This is a genomic window from Streptomyces sp. Tek67B01, assembly GCF_055231995.1.
This window is the reverse complement of sequence record NZ_JBUYUY010000001.1, coordinates 1,896,029-1,918,965: the sequence shown is the minus strand read 5'-3', so window position 1 is coordinate 1,918,965 and position 22,937 is coordinate 1,896,029. Positions and strand designations below refer to the sequence as shown.

The 22,937-nt window shown below is 70.6% G+C and carries 3 protein-coding genes; all 3 read left to right on the top strand.

From position 1 onward, the window contains the following. Nucleotides 1-4: 4 nt before the first annotated feature. The 3 genes from ACV7NM_RS08545 to ACV7NM_RS08535 are packed head-to-tail and all read left to right on the top strand — an operon-like array spanning nucleotide 5 to nucleotide 22,819. A complete protein-coding gene (locus ACV7NM_RS08545; protein ID WP_463409734.1) occupies nucleotides 5-10,630 on the top strand; it encodes an SDR family NAD(P)-dependent oxidoreductase in 10,626 nt (3,541 codons plus the stop codon). Nucleotides 10,631-10,637: 7 nt separating this feature from the next. Next, entirely contained in the window at nucleotides 10,638-21,926 is an 11,289-nt protein-coding gene (locus tag ACV7NM_RS08540; RefSeq protein WP_463409733.1) for an SDR family NAD(P)-dependent oxidoreductase, read from the top strand. After that, nucleotides 21,923-22,819 (top strand): proline iminopeptidase-family hydrolase, encoded by an 897-nt coding sequence (locus ACV7NM_RS08535; RefSeq protein WP_463409732.1) that lies wholly within the window; start codon nucleotides 21,923-21,925, stop codon nucleotides 22,817-22,819. The genes ACV7NM_RS08540 and ACV7NM_RS08535 overlap by 4 nt, the downstream gene beginning before the upstream one ends. Nucleotides 22,820-22,937 lie beyond the last annotated feature (118 nt).

Here is a 22,937-nt window from a genome sequence, read left to right as displayed (position 1 = left end):
TGACATGCCGAATGACGACAAGAAGCTGCTCGACTACCTCAAGCGGGTCACCGCAGACCTGCACCAGACACGGCACCGGCTGCGTGAACTGGAGACTGAGGGGGACGAACCCATTGCCGTCGTCGCGATGAGCTGCCGTTTTCCCGGTGATGTCAATTCGCCCGAAGACCTCTGGCAGTTGGTCGCGGAGGGGCGGGACGCTATCACGGGCCTTCCCGAGGACCGAGGCTGGGACCTCGACGAACTGCTCGGCGGAAGCGCGAACTACGTCCACGGCGGCGGCTTCCTGAGCGGGGCGGCGGCCTTCGATCCCGGATTCTTCGGCATGAGCCCCAATGAGGCTCTGGCTACCGACCCACAACAGCGCCTCGTCCTCGAGGTCTGCTGGGAGGCTTTCGAGCGGGCCGGGATCGACCCCGACACGCTTCGCGGCGACGCGGTCGGCGTGTACGTCGGCTCCGGCGCGCAGGACTACGGCGACGTGGCGGGCACCTCCGACCTGGTCGAGGCGTACATGGCCACCGCCAGCGCGGCATCCGTCATCTCCGGCCGGGTCGCGTACACGCTGGGCCTGGCCGGGCCGGCGATCACCGTCGACACCGCCTGCTCCTCCTCCCTCGTCGCACTGCACCTGGCGGCCGGGTCCCTCCAGCGCGGCGACTGCACGATGGCCCTGGCCGGTGGCGTGATGGTCATGTCCACCGCCGCCCCGTTCATCGCCTTCAGCCGCCAGCGCGGGCTGGCGGCCGACGGCCGGTGCAGGGCCTTCTCCGATTCTGCGGACGGTACGGGATGGTCAGAGGGCGCCGCGATGGTGCTGCTGGAGCGGCTCTCGGACGCCCGGCGCAACGGACACCCCGTACTGGCGGTGATCAAGGGATCGGCGATCAACCAGGACGGCGCGTCCAACGGGCTGACCGCCCCCAACGGCCCGGCCCAGCAACGCGTGATCCGTCAGGCGCTGGCGGACGCGCGCATTCCCGCGTCCCAGGTCGACGTGGTGGAGGCGCACGGCACCGGCACGACACTGGGTGACCCGATCGAGGCGCAGGCGCTGCTGGCGACGTACGGCCAGGACCGGCCCGCCGACCGGCCGCTGTGGCTCGGCTCGTTGAAGTCGAACATCGGTCACGCCCAGGCGGCGGCCGGTGTCGGCGGCGTCATCAAGATGGTGATGGCGATCCGCAACGGCAGGCTTCCTCAAACGCTCCACATCACGGAGCCCTCCCGGCACGTCGCATGGGACGAGGGCGCCGTCGAACTGCTTACCGAGGCGCGGGACTGGCCGCAGAATCCCCACCCGCGGCGGGCCGCCGTGTCTGCGTTCGGCCTGAGCGGCACCAATGCGCACGTGATCCTTGAGGAGGCGCCGCCCGCAGAGGCCGTAGAAGCCGTAGAGCCCGCAGCGGATCCGGTCGGGGCGGCGGCGCCCGCTGCCGCCGAGCTCACCGGAACCACGGCGTCGGCCGAATCCCCCGTGTCGCCGTTCCTGATCTCGGCCCGCGCCGGGGAGGCGCTCAAGGCGCAGGCCGGCCGGCTGGCCTCCTTCATGCGGGAGCACGACGAGCTGTCGGTCGTCGACGTCGGCCGCGCCCTGGTCACCACCCGCGCCCGGATGGAGCACCGGGCCGTGGTGCTCGGAACCGAGCGGAACGGCCTGCTGGCCGGACTGGACGCCCTCGCCGAGGGTGAGAAGAATGCCGCGGTGGTACGGGGAACGCTCATCGGCGACGCCAAGGTCGCCTTCGTCTTCCCCGGGCAGGGCTCGCAGTGGCAGGGCATGGCTGTCGAACTCGTAGAGTCCTCGCCGGAGTTCGCGGCGCGCCTGGAAGAGTGCACGCGCGCTCTGGACGCCTTCGTCGACTGGGACCTGTTGGCGGTGCTGCGCGGCGAGCCCGGCGCGCCGACCCTCGTCGACGTGGACGTGGTGCAGCCGGTGCTCTGGGCCGTGATGGTGTCCCTGGCCGAGCTGTGGCGGGCCCGCGGCGTGGAGCCGGACGCCGTCGTGGGGCATTCGCAGGGTGAGATCGCCGCGGCCTGCGTGGCGGGTGCCCTGTCCTTGGAGGATGGCGCGCGCGTGGTCGCCCTTCGCAGCAAAATCATTCGCCACGAACTGGCCGGCCGCGGCGGCATGATGTCGGTGGCCCTCTCCGCCGAACAGGCCGGGGACCGGCTTCGCGGATGGGAGGGGCGCCTCCAGCTAGCCGTGGTCAACGGGCCGGGATCGGTGGTGGTGTGCGGCCACACCGACGCGCTCGACGAACTGAAGGGCCGACTCGAGGCCGACGGGGTCCAGGCCCGCCGCATCCCGGTGGACTACGCCTCGCACTCAATGTTCGTCGAGGAGATCCGCGACCGACTGCTGGCCGAGCTGGCGGCTGTCCGGCCCCTAATACCCGCGGTGCCGTTCTACTCCACGGTGACGGGGGCGAGGCTGGACGGCGCCGCGACGGACGCCGAGTACTGGTACCGCAACCTGCGCCAGACGGTCCGCTTCGAGGAGACCACCCGGGCATTGCTGGCAGACGGGTACGGGATCTTCATCGAAAGCAGTCCCCACCCGGGCCTGCTGCTCGGTATGAAGGAGACCATCGAGGACGCCGGCGCCGTCGCAGCGACCGTCGGCTCGCTGCGCCGCGACGAGGGGGGCCTACAGCGCTTCACCGCCTCACTGGCCGAGGCCTATGTGCACGGTGCGCCGGTCCGCTGGAGCGACTTCTACGCCACGGACGACGCACGTCCCGTAGACCTCCCCACGTACGCCTTCCAGCGCGAGCCGTACTGGATCCAGCCGCCCACTGACCTCGGGGACGTGGCCGGTGCCGGCCTGGAACCCGTGGGCCACCCCCTGCTGGGAGCGGCGGTCGCCGCGCCGGACGCCGACACGACCGCACTGACCGGGCGGATCTCCGTGAAGTCCGTCCCGTGGCTGGCGGACCACGTGGTGGACGCCACGATGCTCTTCCCCGGCACCGGCTTCGTCGAACTGGCCATCCGGGCCGGTGACCGGGTCGGCTGCCCCGGCCTGGAAGAACTCACCCTCGAAGCACCGCTGGTCATTCCCGAGCGCGGCGCCGTCGCCTTGCACGTGGCGGTGGACGCCCAGGACGCGACGGGACGGCGAGCGGTCAGCGTGTACGCACGCGCCGAGGACGCCGGATCGCCCTGGACACGGCACGCCGCCGGCGTCCTTGCCCCTGCGGCCGCCACACCGGACGCGGAACTCACGCAGTGGCCGCCCGCCGGCGCCGAGCCCGTGGGCACCGACGGCTACTACGACGCCCTCGCCGGAGCGGGCCTCGCTTACGGCAGCGGATTCCAGGGACTCAAGACGGTCTGGCGAGCCGGCGAAGAGATCTTCGCGGAGGCGGAGCTTCCGTCAGGCGTTACTGCTGAGGGCTACGGTCTGCACCCCGCCCTGCTCGACGCGGCCCTCCACACCGTCGGCCTGACGCGGATAGCCGGCGAGGAGGCCGTCCTCCCGTTCGCCTGGAGCGGGGTCTCCCTGCATGCCGAGGGCGCGTCGAACGTACGGGTGCGGGTCACCCCGGTCCGTGATGACGCGGTGTCGGTCCTCGTGACCGACCCGACCGGCCAGCCCGTACTGACAGTGGACTCCCTGACGCTGCGCAAGCTCGCGGAGCAGCGGCCTGCCCCGGCGACCGCCCTCCACGACACGCTCTACCGGGTCGACTGGATGCCGGCACCAGTGACTTCGCACGGCGCCGTGACGACGCAGCACTGGGACGACGCCGTCGGGGACGAGAGCGCGGCCGAGCTGGTCGTCCTGTCCTTCGCCGACGAGGGATCGGGCGATGCAGGCCAGAGCGGGACGGACGCCGTCCGTGCGCGGACGCATCGGGTGCTGGCGGTGCTGCAGAGCTTCCTGACGGAAGAGCGCTTCGCTGCCTCCCGGCTCCTCGTGATCACCCGTGCCGCGGTGGCGGCCGGGGACGGAGAGCCCGTGGACCTCAGCGGAGCCGCCGTATGGGGTCTCGTGAGGTCGGCCCAGTCGGAGCACCCGGGGCGCATCATCCTCGCCGACCTCGAGCCCAGCACGGACCTCGCATCCGCACTGCCGCTGCTCACGGGCACGGACGAGACACAGATCGCGCTGCGTGCGGGCACCCCCCGGATGCCGAGGCTGGTCAGGGTGACCGCTCCCGAGGCGGCGCAGACCCCGTCCTTCGACCCGGCGGGAACCGTGCTGCTCACCGGCGGCACGGGCATGCTCGGCAAGCTCTTCGCCCGCCACCTGGTCACCACCCATGGTGTGCGTCGGCTGCTGCTCACCAGCCGATCGGGTGCCACGGCAGACGGCGCGGCGGAACTCGTCGCCGAACTGGCCGCACTGGGCGCCGAAACCGAGGTCGTGTCCTGTGACGTGGCCGACCGTGAGGCAGTGGCCGCCGTACTCGCGGCAATCCCCGGCGACCGGCCGCTCGTCGGCGTGGTGCACACCGCGGGCGTTCTCGACGACGGCATCATCGGTTCGCTCACACCGGAGCGCCTCGACACCGTCCTGCGGCCCAAGGCCCTGGCGGCCTGGAACCTGCACGAGCTCACCAAGGACATGGACCTGACGGCATTCGTGCTGTTCTCCTCCGTCGCCGGTACGTTCGGCAACCCCGGGCAGGGCAACTATGCGGCCGCCAACGCCTTCCTGGACGCCCTCGCCGCGCACCGGCACACCGAAGGAAGGCCCGCGCAGTCCCTCGCTTGGGGCATGTGGGCCAAGGGAAGCGGTATGACGGGCGACCTGACCGCAGACGACCGGGGTCGCATCGGGCGGACAGGTGTGGTCGCGCTCTCCGACGAGGAGGGGACCGCCATGTTCGACGCGGCCCTTCCGTTCGTCGGCCCCGCGCTCGTCGCGGCCCGGCTGGACCTCGGCACGCTCAGGTCCCAGGGCGCCGGCATGTTGGAGCTGTTCCGCACACTCGTCCCCGGCGTACGGCGTCGCCGGGCGCAAACCAGCGTCGAATCCGGCGGGCTGGCGCAGCGGCTGGACGCGCTCCCCGCGCACGAACACGAGGCGGCCGTACTGGACCTGGTGCTCCGGCAGGTTGCAGAGGTGCTGGGTTTCAGCTCCGCCTCGGCGGTCGAGCCGGAGAAGGCCTTCAAGGACCTGGGCTTCGACTCGCTGCGCGCGGTGGAATTCCGCAACGGTGTCAACGACGCTACCGGCCTGCGCCTGCCCCCCACGCTGGTCTTCGACTACCCGACCCCGATGGTGCTGGGCCGCCACCTGCTGGCCGAGATCGGCGGTGCGCGAGACCGCGCCAGGGCCGGGGCGGGGGCCGGCTCGACGAATTCGCCAGTGCGCGGCCGTACCTCTGGTACGACAGACGAGCCCATCGCCATCATCGCGATGAGCTGCCGCTACCCCGGTGGGGTCGAGTCGCCCGAGGAGCTCTGGCGAATCGTCTCCCAACAGGCCGATGTGATAGGCGAGTTCCCGAAGAACCGTGGCTGGAACCTCCCGGACATCTACGACCCCACCTCCGCCAGGGAGGACACCAGCTATGTGCGGCACGGCGGATTCCTCTACACGGCCGGCGATTTCGACGCAGACTTGTTCGGGATCAGCCCCAACGAAGCGCTGTCGATGGATCCGCAGCAGCGACTGCTGCTGGAAACCTCGTGGGAGGCGCTGGAGCGGGCCGGGATCGACCCGCTGTCGCTGAAGGGAAGCCCGACCGGCGTCTTCGCCGGAATGATGGCCCACGACTACAAGTACAACAGCAGCACCGGAGCCGTCGCGTCGGGACGGATCTCGTACAGCCTGGGGCTTGAGGGTCCGGCGGTGACGGTGGATACGGCGTGTTCGTCGTCGTTGGTGGCGATGCATCTGGCGGCGCAGTCGTTGCGGTCGGGTGAGAGTTCGCTGGCGTTGGCCGGAGGTGTGACCGTGATGTCCACCCCGGAACTCTTCGTAGAGTTCAGCCGCCAGCGCGGCCTGGCCGCTGACGGCCGGTGCAAGTCGTTCGCCGACTCCACCGACGGCACCGGATTCTCGGAGGGCGTCGGCATGCTCGTGCTGGAGCGGCTGTCGGACGCGCGACGCCACGGGCATCAGGTGCTCGCGGTGCTGCGGGGCAGTGCGATCAACCAGGACGGTGCGTCGAACGGTCTGACTGCGCCGAACGGTCTGGCTCAGCAGCGGTTGATTCGACAGGCGTTGTCGAATGCGCAGTTGTCGGCTGCTGATGTGGATGTGGTGGAGGCGCACGGTACGGGTACGACGTTGGGTGATCCGATCGAGGCGCAGGCGTTGTTGGCGACGTATGGCCAGGACCGGCCTGCGGAGCGGCCGTTGTGGCTGGGGTCGGTCAAGTCGAACATCGGTCATACGCAGGCTGCTGCGGGTGTGGCTGGTGTGATCAAGATGGTGATGGCGATGCGGGAGGGTGTTCTTCCGCGGACGTTGCATGTGGATGAGCCGTCTTCGCAGGTGGATTGGTCTGCGGGTGCGGTGGAGTTGTTGACGGAGGAGCGGGAGTGGCCGGCGGTTGCGGGTCGTCCGCGGCGGGCGGGTGTGTCGTCGTTCGGTCTGAGCGGGACGAACGCGCACGTCATCGTGGAGGAGCCGGAGGTTGTCGAGGCGTCTGAGGTTCCTGTGGTGGCTGCTGGTGTGGTGCCGTGGGTGGTGTCGGGGCGTAGTGCTGAGGCGTTGCGTGCTCAGGCTGCGGCTTTGGTGGCGCACGTGGAGAAGACCGCGGATCTGCGGCCGGTGGATGTGGCGTTGTCGTTGGTGACGTCGCGTGCGGCTTTGGAGCACCGGGCTGTGGTGGTGGGTTCGGATCGCGCGGAGTTGGTGCGTGGTCTGGAGTCGGTGGTTTCGGGGTCGGGTCGTGTGGTGGATTCGGTTCGGCGTGGCCGGGTCGGGTTCTTGTTCACGGGTCAGGGTGCTCAGCGGGTGGGGATGGGGCGTGGTTTGTATGACGCTTTCCCTGTTTTTGCGGAGGCTTTTGATGCGGTGGTCGCGTTGTTGGATGTGCGGCTGGGTGTGTCGGTGCGTGAGGTGGTGTGGGGTGAGGATGCGGGTGCGCTGAATCGGACGGTGTTTGCTCAGGCCGGTTTGTTTGCGGTTGAGGTGGCGTTGTTCCGGTTGGTGGAGTCGTGGGGTGTGCGGCCGGACTTCGTGGTGGGGCATTCGGTGGGTGAGGTGGCTGCGGCGCATGTGGCGGGGGTGTTGTCGTTGGAGGATGCGGCGGCGCTGGTTGCCGCGCGTGGCCGGCTGATGCAGGCGCTGCCTGCGGGTGGCGCGATGGTTGCCGTTCGGGCCGGGGAGGGGGAGGTTCTTCCGTTGTTGTCGGCTGGTGTGAGTGTGGCCGCTGTCAACGGGCCTTCCTCTGTGGTGATCTCGGGTGTCGAGGACGAAGTCCTGGCGGTGGCGGGCCGGCTCGATGCGCAGGGTTGTAAGACGAAGCGGTTGCAGGTGAGTCACGCGTTTCATTCGGCGTTGATGGATCCGATGCTGGAGGAGTTTGCCGCGGTTGTGGAGTCGTTGTCGTTTGGGGCGCCGAAGCTTGGCGTGGTGTCGACGGTGACGGGTGCCGTGGTCGACGGTGAGTGGTCGGAGCCTTCGTATTGGGTGGGTCAGGTGCGGGAGCCGGTCCGGTTCGCGGACGCGGTGGGCACGCTGGCGGGTCGTGGTGTGGGGACGTTTGTGGAGTTGGGGCCGGATGCGGCTCTGGTTCCGATGGGTGTGGACGTTGTGGGTGAGGCTGAAGGGGTCGGGTTCGTCGGGTTGCAGCGTCGTGGCCGGGACGAGGTGACGGAGTTGCTGACGGGGCTGGGTGCGCTGTTCGCCCGTGGGGTCGTGGTTGACTGGTCGGCGTTCTTCGCGGGGACCACGGCCCGGCTTACCGACCTGCCCACCTACGCCTTCCAACGACAGCACTACTGGCTCGAGCACACCGATGGCGCTGGCAGGCCCGCCCTGGGTCTCGAAGCGGCGAGTCACCCGCTACTCGGCGCGGTGGTGCCCCTCGCCGACGGCGACGGCGCCCTGTTCAACAGCCTGCTGTCGGCGGAGTCCCAGCCCTGGCTCCGGGATCACACGGTCGGCGGTACGACGCTGTTCCCCGGTACAGGCTTCGTGGAGCTCGCCATCCGGGCCGGTGACCAGTTCGGCTGTGACCTGCTGGAGGAGCTGACCATCGAATCGGCGCTCGCTCTGCCGGAGTACGGCGGTGTTGCGCTCCAGGTGTCGGTGGGCCCGGACGACGGTTCCGGCCGGCGCACCTTCGGTGTGTACACACGCGTCGAGACGACGGATCCCGTCTGGACCAGGCATGCCACAGGGGTACTCGCCCACGGTGTGGCGCAGCCGTGGGTGGCTGAGGGGGCCTGGCCGCCGCCCGGAGCGGAGCCGGCCGATCTGACCGGGTTCTACGAGGCACTGGCCGAGGCCGGACTGGAGTACGGCCCCGCATTCCAGGGCCTGAAGGCCGCATGGCGCGACGGGGACGAGGTCCTCGCCGAGATCGCCCTGCCCGATGAGGACGCCGCGCAGGGCTACGGGCTGCATCCGGCATTGCTGGACGCGGCGCTGCACGCGGTCGCGCTGGCCGAATCAGAGGACGGCGCCGCGCGCCTGCCCTTCGCATGGTCAGGGATGTCCCTCCTCGCCTCTGGCGCGACTCACCTGCGGGTACGCGTCAAGGCCCTGGGGAGCGGTGAAGTGTCGCTCACCGCGACCGACCCGGCGGGCAACCCCGTCCTGGCGGTGGACTCGCTCGTTTCGCGGGAGATCCCGGCGGGCGGACCGGCCGGGCCCGGAGGAGCCGTGCACGACTCGCTCTTCCGGCTCGAGTGGCGCGAGACATCCGTACCGGAGTCCTCGCAGGCGACCCTCGGGGAGTGGGACGAGCTCGGTGACGGTCCGGCCCCCGATGTGGTCGTGCTGTCGAGCACCGGCGGCACCGATGCCGCGTCGGTGCACGCGGCGACGCATCGGGCTATGGCCGCTCTGCAGGCGGTCCTGACCGAGGACCGGTTCTCGGGCTCGACGCTGCTGATCCGCACCGAAGGCGCCGTGGCGCTGCCCGGTGAGGACGTAACGGACCTCGCCGGTGCGGCGGTCTGGGGTCTGGCCCGGTCCGCTCAGTCCGAGCACCCCGGCCGGGTCCTGCTGGCCGATGCCCCGAGGGACCTGCTTCCCGCGGTGATCGCCACGGCGGAATCGCAGGTGGCGCTGCGCAACGGGGTGGTGCACGCGGCGCGGCTCGTGAAGGCGCTGGCCGGTGAGGTCGGCGCCCCCGCCCGCTTCGACACCGACGGCACGGTGCTGCTCACCGGAGGCACCGGCAGCCTCGGCAGGTTCTTCGCCCGTCACCTCGTGACCGAGCGGGGAGTGCGCCGGCTGCTGCTGGCCAGCCGTACGGGTCCGCAGGCCGAGGGGGTCAACGAACTGGTCGCCGAACTCGCCGCACTCGGCGCCCGGGCCGAGGTCGTCGCGTGCGACGCCGCGGACCGGGACGTGCTGGCGGGCGTGCTGGCCGGGATTCCGGCCGAGCACCCGCTCACCGCGGTGATCCACTTGGCCGCGGTACTGGACGACGGGGTGATCGGGTCCCTGACGCCCGAACGGCTGGATCTGGTCCTGCGGGCCAAGGCCGACGCCGCGCTGAACCTCCACGAGCTGACCCGCGGCCTGGACCTGACGGCGTTCGTCCTCTTCTCCTCGGCCGCCGGAATCCTCGGCAATCCGGGGCAGGGCAACTATGCGGCCGCCAATGCCCTCCTGGACGCGCTGGCCACGCACCGCCGCGCCCAAGGACTGCCCGGGCAGTCGTTGGCCTGGGGGCTGTGGGCCGATGAGAGCGGGCTGGCCGGTGGGCTGGTGGGCGCCGACCGGCAGCGGCTCGACCGGACGGGCATCACACCGCTGTCCAGCGTCGAAGGGGCCGCACTGTTCGACACGGCCGGCACGCTCGACGCGCCGGTGCTGCTGCCGATGCGCTTCGATCCGTCTGCCCTGGCTGCGGACCCGGCGGGCCTGGTGCCCGACTTGTTCCGTGCCCTGGTCCGGCCCCGTAACCGCCGTACTGCACAAGGCCGGCAGGACGGTGCCGCCGTCGTCCGACAGCGCCTCGCGGGGCTGTCGCCAGCCGAGCGGCAGGAGGCCCTCCTGGACTTGGTGAGGTCCAAGGTCGCGGTGATCCTCGGTCACACAGGGGCCGAGGCCGTCGCACCGGACCGCGCTTTCGGCGACCTGGGCTTCGACTCTCTGGCAGCCGTTGAGCTGCGGAACGTCATGAACGGGGTGACCGGGCTGCGACTGCCCGCGACCCTCGTCTTCGACGCCCCGAACTCCCGTGCACTCGCCGAGTACTTGGCGCTGGAGCTGTCGACGGAACTCGGCAGCGGCCAGGGCGGGTCCGGTCTCGACGAGACCCCGGAGGACGCGGAGGTGCGCCGCGTCCTACGGGCCCTGCCCATCGCAAAGCTGCGCACCGCGGGACTGGTGGAAAGCCTGTTGGAGCTGGCCGGCATCCGGTCGGTGCACGTCGGCGGTGACGCGGCGGGCGAGCTCGGTTCGATCGACGAGATGGACGCCGAGAGTCTGATCAACATTGCACTCGGAGGCTCCGGCCTCGACGACGCGAACCGGGAAGTGTGAGGCTGTGATGGGTGGCTCCGAGCAGAAGCTGGTCGATGCGCTGAGAGCATCGGTCAAGGAGGCCGAGCGGTTGCGTACGCAGAACCGGAAGCTGACCGCGGCGTCGAGCGAACCGATCGCGATCGTCGGTATGGCCTGCCGGTACCCGGGCGGCGCGGACTCCGCCGACAGGCTGTGGCATCTGGTCGCCGACGAGGTCGACGCGATCAGCGCGTTCCCCGACAACCGGGGCTGGGACCTGGAACGGCTGTACGACCCGGAGGCCCGGCGCGAAAACACCTCGTACGTCAACCAGGGCGGATTCCTGCACGACGCGGGCGACTTCGACGCAGAGTTCTTCGGCATCAGCCCGAACGAGGCGCTCATCATGGACCCCCAGCAGCGGCTGCTGCTGGAGACGGCATGGGAAGCCTTCGAGAACGCGGGCATCGACCCCCGCCCGCTCAAGGGCAGCCCCACCGGGGTCTTTGCCGGGATGATGTACCACGACTACACGCACAACAACAATTCGGGCGCCATCGCCTCCGGGCGGATCTCCTACGTCTTCGGCTTCGAAGGCCCCTCGGTGACCCTGGACACCGCGTGCTCCTCCTCGCTCGTGTCCCTGCACCTCGCCGCGCAGGCGCTGCGCTCCGGCGAGTGCACCCTGGCGCTGGCCGGCGGCGTCGCGGTGATGTCCACTCCTGAGACGTTCATCGAGTTCAGCCGCCAGAAGGCATCGGCCAAGGACGGGCGCTGCAAGTCCTTCGCCTCCGCGGCCGACGGCTCGGCCTGGGCGGAGGGTTCGGGGCTGCTGCTGCTGGAGCGGCTGTCGGACGCGCGGCGCAACGGCCACCAGGTGCTTGCGGTGATCCGCGGCTCCGCCGTCAACCAGGACGGTGCGTCCAACGGGTTCTCGGCTCCGCACGGCCCGTCCCAGCGCCGGGTGATCCGGCAGGCGCTGGCGAACGCGGGGCTCGGCCCGGCAGACGTGGACGTGGTCGAGGCACACGGTACGGGTACCACGCTCGGCGACCCGATCGAGGCGCAGGCGCTGCTGGCCACGTACGGCCAGAACCGGCCCGCCGACCGGCCGCTGTGGCTCGGCTCGCTCAAGTCCAACATCGGCCACACCCAGACCGCGGCCGGAGTCGCCGGCGTCATCAAGATGGTGCAGGCCATGCGGCACGGCCTGCTGCCCAAGACACTCCACGTGGACGAGCCCACCGCCCAGGTGGACTGGGGCACGGGCAACGTAAGGCTGCTGACCGAGGCCACACCCTGGCCTGAGAACGAGCGGCCACGCCGGGCCGGGGTGTCATCTTTCGGCTTCAGCGGCACCAACGCGCACGTCATCGTCGAGCAGGCGCCCGCCCCCGACCCGGAGCAGCCGGAGCCCGAGGACCCGCGGAAGGCCCCCGCGCTGCTGCCCTGGGCGCTGTCCGCGCGGACCGAGCAGGCCCTGCGGGCCCAGGCGGGCAGGCTGATCGCACACCTGGAGGAGAACCCCGGCCTCCGCCCCGCCGACGTAGCCCATTCCCTGCTCACCAGCCGTACGGTCTTCGACCAGCGCGCGGTGGTCGTCGGCAGCGACCCGGAGGCGCTGCTGGCCGGCCTGCACGCCCTGGTCGAAGACCGGCCGGACCCCGGTCTGGTGCGGGGCGGTGCCGACGAGTCGGGCAAGACCGTCTTCGTCTTCCCGGGACAGGGGTCGCACTGGCCGGGCATGGCCGCGGGACTGATGGACGTCTCGGAGGTGTTCACGGCGCGGATGCACGAGTGCGCCCGAGCGCTGGCCCCCCACATCGACTGGTCGCCGCTGGCGGTGGCACGCCAGGAGCCGGGCGCTCCGACCCTCGACCGCGTCGACGTGGCGCAGCCGATGCTCTGGGCTGTCATGGTCTCCCTGGCCGAGGTGTGGCGCTCGCACGGAGTGCGCCCCTCCGCGGTCATCGGGCACTCCCAGGGCGAGATCGCGGCTGCGTGCGTGGCCGGCGCGCTCTCCCTGGAGGACGGCGCGCGCATCGTGGCGCTGCGCAGCAAGGCCCTGCTCGCCATCTCGGGCAAGGGCGCCATGATGTCGATCGTCAAGCCCGTCGAGTTCGTCCGCGAGCACCTCGGCCCGTATGAGGACAGGATCTCGGTGGCCGCCGAGAACGGCCCCAACGCCGTCGTGGTGTCGGGTGACGCGGCAGCCCTACGGGAGTTCGAGACCACCCTGGCTAAGGCCCGGGTCATGCGCTGGACGATCCCGGGCGTGGACTTCGCCGCTCACTCCGCCCACGTCGAGGAGATCGCCGACGAGCTGGCCGAGGCCCTGTCCGGGGTCTCGCCGCGCACGCCCGAGGTGCCCGTCTACTCGACCCTCACCGGCACGCTGCTGCCCGGCACGGCCGTCATGGACTCGGCGTACTGGTACCGCAACCTGCGCGCCCCGGTGCGGTTCCACCAGGCGGCTGTCGCCGCGCTGGCTGACGGGCACACCCTGTTCGTCGAGTGCAGCCCCCATCCGGTGCTCAGGCCCGGACTCGAAGAGATCTTCGAGGACACCGGCGCCCGCGCCGCCTCCTTCGGATCGCTCGCCCGCGAGGACGCCGGCCTCGACCGCATGACCCTGTCCCTCGCGGAGGCGTACGTACGCGGCGCCACCGTCGACCTGACCCCCGGCGTTCCCCGTGCCGAACGGGTCTCGCTGCCCACCTACGCCTTCCAGCGGCGACGCGACTGGATCGTCCCCGAGGCCGGTACCTCGGACGTGTCCGCGCTCGGGCAGCTGCCCGTGGAGCATCCCATGCTCGGCTCGGCCGTCGCCCTCGCGGACAGCGACAGCTACGTGTTCACGAGCAGACTCTCCCTGCGGACCCACCCCTGGCTCGCCGACCACGACGCGCTCGGAACCGTCCTGGTGCCGGGTACCGGTCTGGTCGAGCTCGCGATCCGGGCCGGTGACCAGGTCGAATGCGACGCACTCGAGGAACTGACGCTGCGCGCACCGCTGGTGATGCCCCGGCAGGGAGGCCTCCACCTGCAGGTGGTGGTCGGCGCACCGGACGACGCACTGCGGCGCGGCGTGCAGATCTACTCGCGCCTCCAGGACGCGACGACCGACCCGTGGACCCTGCACGCCGAGGGCGTGCTCGCGGACGGCGCCGCCCGCCCCGACTTCGAGCTCACCGAATGGCCGCCGGCGGACGCCACGGAAGTCTCCCTCGACGGCGCGTACGAACGGCTGCTGGAGCAGGGCTACTACTACGGCCCGGTGTTCCAGGGGTTGAAGGCCCTCTGGACCCGGGGCGACGAGGTCTTTGCCGAGGCCGAGCTGCCCGAGCAGGCCCACGCCGACGCCGAACGGTTCGGGCTGCACCCGGCCCTCTTCGACGCGGCCATGCACGCCGGTCTCCTCGAGGACGGCGGCAGCAGGGAAGGGGCGACCGTCCTCCCGTTCGCCTGGAGCGGGGTCACGCTCCACGCTGCCGGGGCCAAGGCCCTCCGGGTCCGGATCACCAAGGCCGAGCACGACTCGGTGTCCGTCAGCGTCGCGGACGCGACGGGGCGAGCGGTGCTGTCGGTGGAGTCGCTGGCCGCGCTGCCGGTGACCGCCGGGCAGCTGGGCGCTGCAAGTGAGGGCCGCCGGGAGCTGCCGTACCGCGTCAGCTGGCAGCGCGCCTCGGGTGACGGACAGGAGGAGGACACCGCGTACACCGAATGGGACGCGCGGCACGAGGGGGACGAGGCGCCGGCCACCGTCGTGCACCGGGTGGAATCGGCCGGTGCCGAGGTACTGGGCGGCGTACGGGCCGTCGCGCACCGGACCCTGGCCACGCTGCAGGAATGGCTGGCCGACGAGCGCTTCACGAACTCCCGCCTGGCCGTAGTCACCCGGGGAGCCGTCGCCGTCGCCGTAACGGACCCCGGTACAGGCGGGGCGCCGGGCGAGGACATCGACCTGACCCAGGCGCCCGTCTGGGGACTCGTCCGTGCGGCACAGGCGGAGAACCCGGGACGCTTCCTGCTGGTCGACCTCGGCCCCGACACGGCGGACGAGGACCCCGAGGGCCTTGCCGCCGCCATCGGGTCGGGAGAGCCGGAGACGGCCGTACGCTTCGGGGAGGTGCTGACGCCGAGGCTCGTGGCCGCGGTCCGGCCCGAAGACGCCGCACGCCCCGAGCTGGATCCGGCGGGCACCGTCCTGATCACCGGCGGAACCGGCGGCATCGGCGCCGAAGTCGCCCGACACTTGGCCGCCACCCACGGCGTCCGGCACCTGCTGCTGACCAGCCGCCGGGGCGAGCAGACCCCTGGCGTGGCCGAACTGCGCACGCAACTCGCCGCCCTGGGTGCCGAGGCCACGGTGGCCGCCTGTGACGTCACCGACCGCGAGGCACTGGCCGCGCTGCTGGCCTCCGTCCCCGCGGAGCACCCCCTCACCGGGGTCGTCCACGCCGCCGGAGTCACCGACAACGGGTTGCTCACCACGCTCACACCGGAACGGTTCGACGCCGTGCTCGGCGCCAAGGCGGACGCCGGCTGGCACCTGCACGAACTGACCCGCGAGCAGGACCTGAGGCTCTTTCTGCTGTTCTCCTCCTCCGGCGGCATGGTGCTCGCCTCGGGGCAGGCCAACTACGCGGCCGCCAACGTCTTTCTGGACGCTCTCGCCGTTCACCGGCGCCATCGGGGCCTGGCCGCGAACTCGCTCGCTTGGGGTCTGTGGCTCGGCGCGGGCATGAGCGGCCTGCTCCAGGACGTCGACCTTCAGCGGATGGCCCGCCAGGGACTGCCCGGATTCCGCGTCGACGACGGCCTGGCCCTGCTCGACACCTCCTTGGAGATCGACGACCCGGTCCTGGCACCACTCCGGATCGATCAGGCGGCGCTGCGGGCCCGGGCGGACGAGATCCCCGCGCTGCTGCGCGGCCTGGTCCGGATACCCGGCCGCCGCATCCGCAAGGCCGCGGACGGAACCAAGGACGCGTCGGCCGTGCAGCGGATGCTGGCCGGCGCGGACCCCGAACAGCGGATCCGCAAGTTGCTGGACCTCGTACGGACGCACGTCGCGGGCGTGCTCGGCCATGCGTCCCCGGACACCCTCGACCCGGACCAGGCCTTCAAGGACCTGGGATTCGACTCGCTCACCGCGGTGGAACTGCGAAACCGGCTCAACACGGCAACCGGCCTCCGGCTGCCCGCGACACTGATCTTCGATTACCCGACCGCGAAGGCCGTCGCGGCCTACCTGGACAAGGCGCTCGCCGACGTGAAGCCGAAGCAGTCCAACCGGACCGCTCGTGCTGAGGGGTTGTTGGCGGGGGAGCGGGTGGCGGTGGTGGGGATGGCGTGCCGGTATCCGGGTGGGGTGGCGTCTCCGGAGGGTTTGTGGGGTGTGGTTTCCGGGGGTGTGGATGCGGTTGGTGTGTTTCCTGGGGATCGTGGTTGGGATGTTGCGGGGTTGTTCGATCCGGAGGTGGGTCGGGTTGGTAAGTCGTATGCGCGGGAGGGTGGTTTTCTGCGTGATGCGGCGTTGTTCGATGCGGGTTTGTTCGGTGTGAGTCCGAATGAGGCGTTGTCGATGGATCCGCAGCAGCGGTTGTTGTTGGAGGCGTCGTGGGAGGGGTTGGAGCGGGCGGGGATTGATCCTCTGTCGTTGAAGGGGAGTGCGACGGGTGTTTTCGCGGGGTTGATGTATCACGATTACGGGTTGGGTGCCGAGGCGGCGGTGACCAGTGGGGGGAGTCTGGTCTCGGGGCGCGTTGCCTACAGCCTGGGGCTTGAGGGTCCGGCGGTGACGGTGGATACGGCGTGTTCGTCGTCGTTGGTGGCGATGCATCTGGCGGCGCAGTCGTTGCGGTCGGGTGAGTGTTCGCTGGCGTTGGCCGGCGGTGTGACCGTGATGTCCACCCCCGACATGTTCGTGGAGTTCAGCCGCCAGCGTGGGCTGGCCCCTGACGGCCGGTGCAAATCCTTCTCCAGCAGCGCCAACGGCACCGCGCTCGGCGAGGGCGTGGGCGTACTGGTGCTGGAGCGGCTGTCGGACGCGCGGCGCAACGGCCATCCGGTGCTTGCCGTGCTGCGCGGATCTGCCGTCAACCAGGACGGCGCGTCCAACGGCATGACCGCTCCCAACGGCCCCTCGCAGGAACGCGTCATTCGGGCCGCCCTCTCCGTCGCCGGACTCGAACCGACCGACGTGGATGTGGTGGAGGCGCACGGTACGGGTACGACGTTGGGTGATCCGATCGAGGCGCAGGCGTTGTTGGCGACGTATGGCCAGGACCGGCCTGCGGAGCGGCCGTTGTGGCTGGGGTCGGTCAAGTCGAACATCGGTCATACGCAGGCTGCTGCGGGTGTGGCTGGTGTGATCAAGATGGTGATGGCGATGCGGGAGGGTGTTCTTCCGCGGACGTTGCATGTGGATGAGCCGTCTTCGCAGGTGGATTGGTCTGCGGGTGCGGTGGAGTTGTTGACGGAGGAGCGGGAGTGGCCGGCGGTTGCGGGTCGTCCGCGGCGGGCGGGTGTGTCGTCGTTCGGTCTGAGCGGGACGAACGCGCACGTCATCGTGGAGGAGCCGGAGGTTGTCGAGGCGTCTGAGGTTCCTGTGGTGGCTGCTGGTGTGGTGCCGTGGGTGGTGTCGGGGCGTAGTGCTGAGGCGTTGCGTGCTCAGGCTGCGGCTTTGGTGGCGCACGTGGAGAAGACCGCGGATCTGCGGCCGGTGGATGTGGCGTTGTCGTTGGTGACGTCGCGTGCGGCTTTGGAGCACCGGGCTGTGGTGGTGGGTTCGGATCGCGCGGAGTTGGTGCGTGGTCTGGAGTCGGTGGTTTCGGGGTCGGGTCGTGTGGTGGATTCGGTTCGGCGTGGCCGGGTCGGGTTCTTGTTCACGGGTCAGGGTGCTCAGCGGGTGGGGATGGGGCGTGGTTTGTATGACGCTTTCCCTGTTTTTGCGGAGGCTTTTGATGCGGTGGTCGCGTTGTTGGATGTGCGGCTGGGTGTGTCGGTGCGTGAGGTGGTGTGGGGTGAGGATGCGGGTGCGCTGAATCGGACGGTGTTTGCTCAGGCCGGTTTGTTTGCGGTTGAGGTGGCGTTGTTCCGGTTGGTGGAGTCGTGGGGTGTGCGGCCGGACTTCGTGGTGGGGCATTCGGTGGGTGAGGTGGCTGCGGCGCATGTGGCGGGGGTGTTGTCGTTGGAGGATGCGGCGGCGCTGGTTGCCGCGCGTGGCCGGCTGATGCAGGCGCTGCCTGCGGGTGGCGCGATGGTTGCCGTTCGGGCCGGGGAGGGGGAGGTTCTTCCGTTGTTGTCGGCTGGTGTGAGTGTGGCCGCTGTCAACGGGCCTTCCTCTGTGGTGATCTCGGGTGTCGAGGACGAAGTCCTGGCGGTGGCGGGCCGGCTCGATGCGCAGGGTTGTAAGACGAAGCGGTTGCAGGTGAGTCACGCGTTTCATTCGGCGTTGATGGATCCGATGCTGGAGGAGTTTGCCGCGGTTGTGGAGTCGTTGTCGTTTGGGGCGCCGAAGCTTGGCGTGGTGTCGACGGTGACGGGTGCCGTGGTCGACGGTGAGTGGTCGGAGCCTTCGTATTGGGTGGGTCAGGTGCGGGAGCCGGTCCGGTTCGCGGATGCGGTGGGCACGCTGGCGGGTCGTGGTGTGGGGACGTTTGTGGAGTTGGGGCCGGATGCGGCTCTGGTTCCGATGGGTGTGGACGTTGTGGGTGAGGCTGAAGGGGTCGGGTTCGTCGGGTTGCAGCGTCGTGGCCGGGACGAGGTGACGGAGTTGCTGACGGGGCTGGGTGCGCTGTTCGCCCGTGGGGTCGTGGTTGACTGGTCGGCGTTCTTCGCGGGGACCACGGCCCGGCTTACCGACCTGCCCACCTACGCCTTCCAACGACAGCACTACTGGGCCTACTCACCCGCCAAATCCGGCGATGCCTCCTCGCTCGGCCTGGCCGACGCCGAGCACCCGCTGCTCGGTGCCGTGGTGGAGCTGCCGGGCGATGACAGCCGCGTCCTGACCGGACGCCTCGCGCCCGCCCTGCAGTCCTGGTTGGGCGATCACCGGCTCGGCGAGACGATCCTCTTCCCGGCCACCGGCTTCGTCGAGCTCGCACTGCGCGCGGGCGATCAGGTCGGCTGCGATGTGCTGGAAGAGCTCACGCTCCAGGCGCCGCTCGTGCTTCCGGAGGACCGGGCGACACAGATCCAGGCGGTCGTGGCCGGACCCGACGCTTCCGGCCGCAGGCTGATGAGCATCTACTCCCGCGCCGAGGGCGCAGTGGGCGGCCCGTGGACCCGTCACGTGGAGGGGTTCCTCGCCCCCGGCGCACGCCCGCCGGCATTCGAGCTGACGCAGTGGCCGCCCGCCGGTGCGGAGCCGATGGACGTGACTGGCGCCTACGCGCGACTGCTGTGCAGGGGCTACGGTTATGGTCCGGTGTTCCAGGGCCTGACGGCGGCGTGGACTGCCGACGGGGAGATCTTCGCGGAAATTACGCTGCCGGAGGAGGCTCACGCCGACGCGGGGCTGCTCGGCCTGCATCCCGCACTGCTGGACGCGGCCACCCATGCCGCACTGATCCATGACGGTGCACCCGGCGGGGACGGCGCCGTACTGCCCTTCGCGTGGATGGACGTGTCCCTCTACGCCACTGGTGCGGCCGCCCTGCGCGTCCGGCTCACCCCGACCGACCAGGGCATCGCGCTGGCCGTGGCGGACAATACCGGGCGGCCCGTGCTGGCCGCTGGATCCGTGATGTCCAGGCCGGTGCAACTCGACAAGCTCGCCGCGGCCGGAGCCGTGCACCACAACAGCCTCTACCAGGTCGAGTGGACCCCGCTCCAAGTTCCGGTGGCCGCCGCCCCGTCCCTCTCCTGGGCCGACTGGAACGATTGGACCGAGCACGGGGCATCGGCATCGGCGCGTGCCCTGCCTGACCTGTTCGTCCTGCGGAGCCTGCCCGGCAACGATGCCGAGGCCGTGCACGCCCGTACGCGCCAGGCCCTCGAAGCAGTCCAGGCCTATCTGTCCGAGGACCGACTCGCCGGAACCAGGCTTCTCGTACTCACCCGAGGCGCCGCGGCCATGCCCGGCGAGGACGTGACCGACCTGGCCGGCGCGACGGTACGAGGCCTGCTGCGCTCGGCGCAGCAGGAGAACCCCGGCCGCATCCTGCTCGCCGACGTGGACACGGACCTCGACGCGGAGGCCGGCCTCGAACTCCCGCGGATCGCCGCGGCGGCCGCGGCGGAGTCCCAGACAGTGCTCCGCGACGGCATCGCACATGTGGCACGGCTGGCCAGGGTCCCCGCCGAGCCCGTACGGCCCACAGGCTTCGGCGAGGCCGGTACGGTGCTCGTCACCGGAGCCTCTGGCACGCTCGGCAGGCTGATCGCGAGCCACCTGGTGGAGGCGCACGGGGTCCGGCGGCTGGTCCTGACGAGCAGGCGCGGCGCGGCCGCCGACGGTATGCCACAGCTGGTGGAGGAACTGACCGGGAGAGGAGTCGATGTCCGGACCGTCGCGGCCGACGCCGGTGACCGTGCGCAACTGGCTGCTGTACTGGACGGCATACCGGCCGAGCACCCGCTGACCGCCGTGGTGCACGCGGCGGGTCTCCTGGACGACGGGGTGATCGCCGCGCTGACGCCCGAGCGTGTCGATGCGATGCTGTACGGCAAGGTCGACGCCGTACTCAATCTCCACGAGCTCACCAAGGGCCTGGACCTGACCGCGTTCGTGCTGTTCTCCTCCATGGCCGGTGTGTTCGGCAACGCCGGCCAGGCCGCCTACTCGGCCGCCAACGCCTTCCTCGACGCCTTCGCCGCGCACCGGAGGGCCGACGGACTTGCTGCCACCTCGCTCGGCTGGGGCGCCTGGTCGCGGGACATGGGCATGGCGAGCACCCTGAGCGACCACGACCGGCAGCGGATGAGCGGGCACGGCATCGACGAGCTGGCCACCGAGCAGGGACTCGCGCTGTTCGACGCGGCGATCCGTGCGGAAGCTCCGCTGCTGCTCCCGGTCAACCTCAATCCGGTGGTGCTGGCCGCGGCGGGTGAGGAGCTGCCCTTCCTGCTGCGGGGGCTGGTGCCCGCGGTCAGGCGTCGTTCTACCGGAGCCGGCGCACCGGTGCGGGCTTCCGTACGCGAACGGCTGATCGGGCTGGACGAGCACGAGCAGGAGGCGCTGCTCCTGCAGCTCGTCCGCGAAGGCGCGGCCACGGTCCTGGGGCACGACGGTGCCGACGCGGTCGACCCGGACCGGGACTTCCTGGAGTCGGGCTTCGACTCGCTCACTTCGCTCGAACTGCGCAACGGCCTCAACCGGGTCACCGGCCTGCGGCTGTCGCCGACTGCGGTGTTCGACAACAAGACCCCCCGCGAGCTGGCCCGGTTCCTGCTCGGCCTGCTCGCCGCGGAGGCGGGCGGGGACGAGGCGGAGGACCGGACGGGATCCCGGCAGGGGAGCGGCTCCGGCGCGGGCTCGCTGAGTACGCTGTTCCGGTCCGCGGCCGAGGCCGGCCGGATGGACAAGGGCTTCGACCTGCTGCGCACGGTCGCCGACTTCCGTCCGACGTTCGCGGGGGTGGCGCAGGCAGGCCCTCTCGCGGTACCGGTACGACTGGCCGAAGGCCCGGGTGCACCCCGGCTGATCTGCGTCAGCACGCCCATGGCGACGGGCGGCGTCGCCCAGCACGCCCGGCTGGCCGCCGCGTTCCGGGGTGTCCGCCCTGTCTCGGCCGTACCGCTGCCCGGGTTCCTGACCGGAGAGCCGCTGCCCGCGACCACGTCCGCCGCGGTCGAGGTCGTGGCACGCGGTGTGCTCGACGCCGCCGAGGGGGAGCCGTTCGTTCTGGTCGGCTACTCGGCGGGCGGCACCCTGGCGTACGCGACGGCCGCGTACCTGGAAACCGAGCTTGGCATCACCCCCGCCGGAGTCGTCCTGCTGGACAGCTACCGGATGGACTCGGAGACGGGCGGTGTGTCGCTGGACGACCTGGCGCACGGCCTGCTGGCCAAGGAGTCCGCGTTCGGCGGCTTCGACGACGCGCGACTGTCGGGCATGGCGGGCTGGGGCAGGGTCCTCTCGGAATTCACGCCGGCTCCCGTCGCGGCGCCGGTACTGCTCGTGCAGTGCACCGAGGCCTTTGCTCCCTCCGAGGACGGTCAAGGACCGGACGGGGACACCTGGCGCGCCCAGCCCTGGCTGCCCGGGCACGACGTGGTCCAGGTACGGGCGAACCACTTCACGATCATCGAGGAGCGGGCGACGGACACCGCCGCGCTGATCTCCGACTGGCTGATTTCCACGGATCGAGGCGAACTTTCATGACGCTGGCACCCACTGCCAAGGGGACGGTTCCGTTCGGTGAGTACCAGACCTGGTACCGCATCACCGGCGACTTGAACTCCGGTCGGCCCCCGATAGTCGTCGTGCACGGCGGGCCCGGCAGCACGCACGACTACCTGTTGAGCCTGACCACGCTCGCCGAGCAGGGCTGGCCCGTCGTCCACTACGACCAGATCGGCAACGGAGGTTCCACACACCTTCCAGGCCGGGGCGCCGACTTCTGGACCGTCGACCTGTTCCTGGCCGAGCTGGACAACCTGCTCCACCAGCTTGGGATCGCCGACAGGTACGTCCTGTATGGGCAGTCCTGGGGCGGCATGCTGGTCGCCAAGCACGCCGCTGCCAAGCCGGCAGGGCTGCACGGGCTCGTCATCGCCAACTCCCCCGCTTCCTACCCGCTGTGGCGCCGGGAGATGGACCGGCTGCGGGCCGAGCTGCCCCCGGGCGTCGACGACACGCTGCGCCGGCACGAGGCCGCCGGTACGACGGAGAGCGACGAGTACCACCAAGCGATGCGGGTCTTCTACGAGAAGCACGTGTGCCTGCTCAGGCCCTGGCCGCGGGACTACCTGGCCTCGTTCTACGAGGTCTACAACGACCCGACGGTGTACTACACCATGAACGGCCCGACCGAGTTCCACGTCATCGGAACACTGCGCGACTGGTCGGTTGAGGACTGCTGCCCCGACATCGAGGTGCCGACCCTGCTGATCTCGGGACGCCACGACGAGGCCACTCCGGCCACCGTCCAGCCTTTCCAGGACCTCATCCCGGACGTGCGGTGGGAGATCCTCGAGACCTCCAGTCACCTGCCGCATCTGGAGGAGCCGGAGCTCTTCGGCAAGATCATGACGGAATACCTGACGAGCCTGTAGCCCGAGGCGCAGGCAGGGGAGATCGGGAGCCGGTAGGGGCCGCTAGGGGTACTTGTCGCGGCCCCCACCGGAACAAACTGGCCGCGACGGCCGGCACCCGCCGGCCCACCGCCCATAC

What these genes read in the sequence shown, in the direction of transcription:
- ACV7NM_RS08540 (WP_463409733.1), top strand. Translation starts at nt 10,638, where the DNA reads ATGGGTGGCTCCGAGCAGAAGCTGGTCGATGCGCTGAGAGCATCGGTC.
- ACV7NM_RS08535 (WP_463409732.1), top strand. Translation starts at nt 21,923, where the DNA reads ATGACGCTGGCACCCACTGCCAAGGGGACGGTTCCGTTCGGTGAGTAC.
- ACV7NM_RS08545 (WP_463409734.1), top strand. Translation starts at nt 5, where the DNA reads ATGCCGAATGACGACAAGAAGCTGCTCGACTACCTCAAGCGGGTCACC.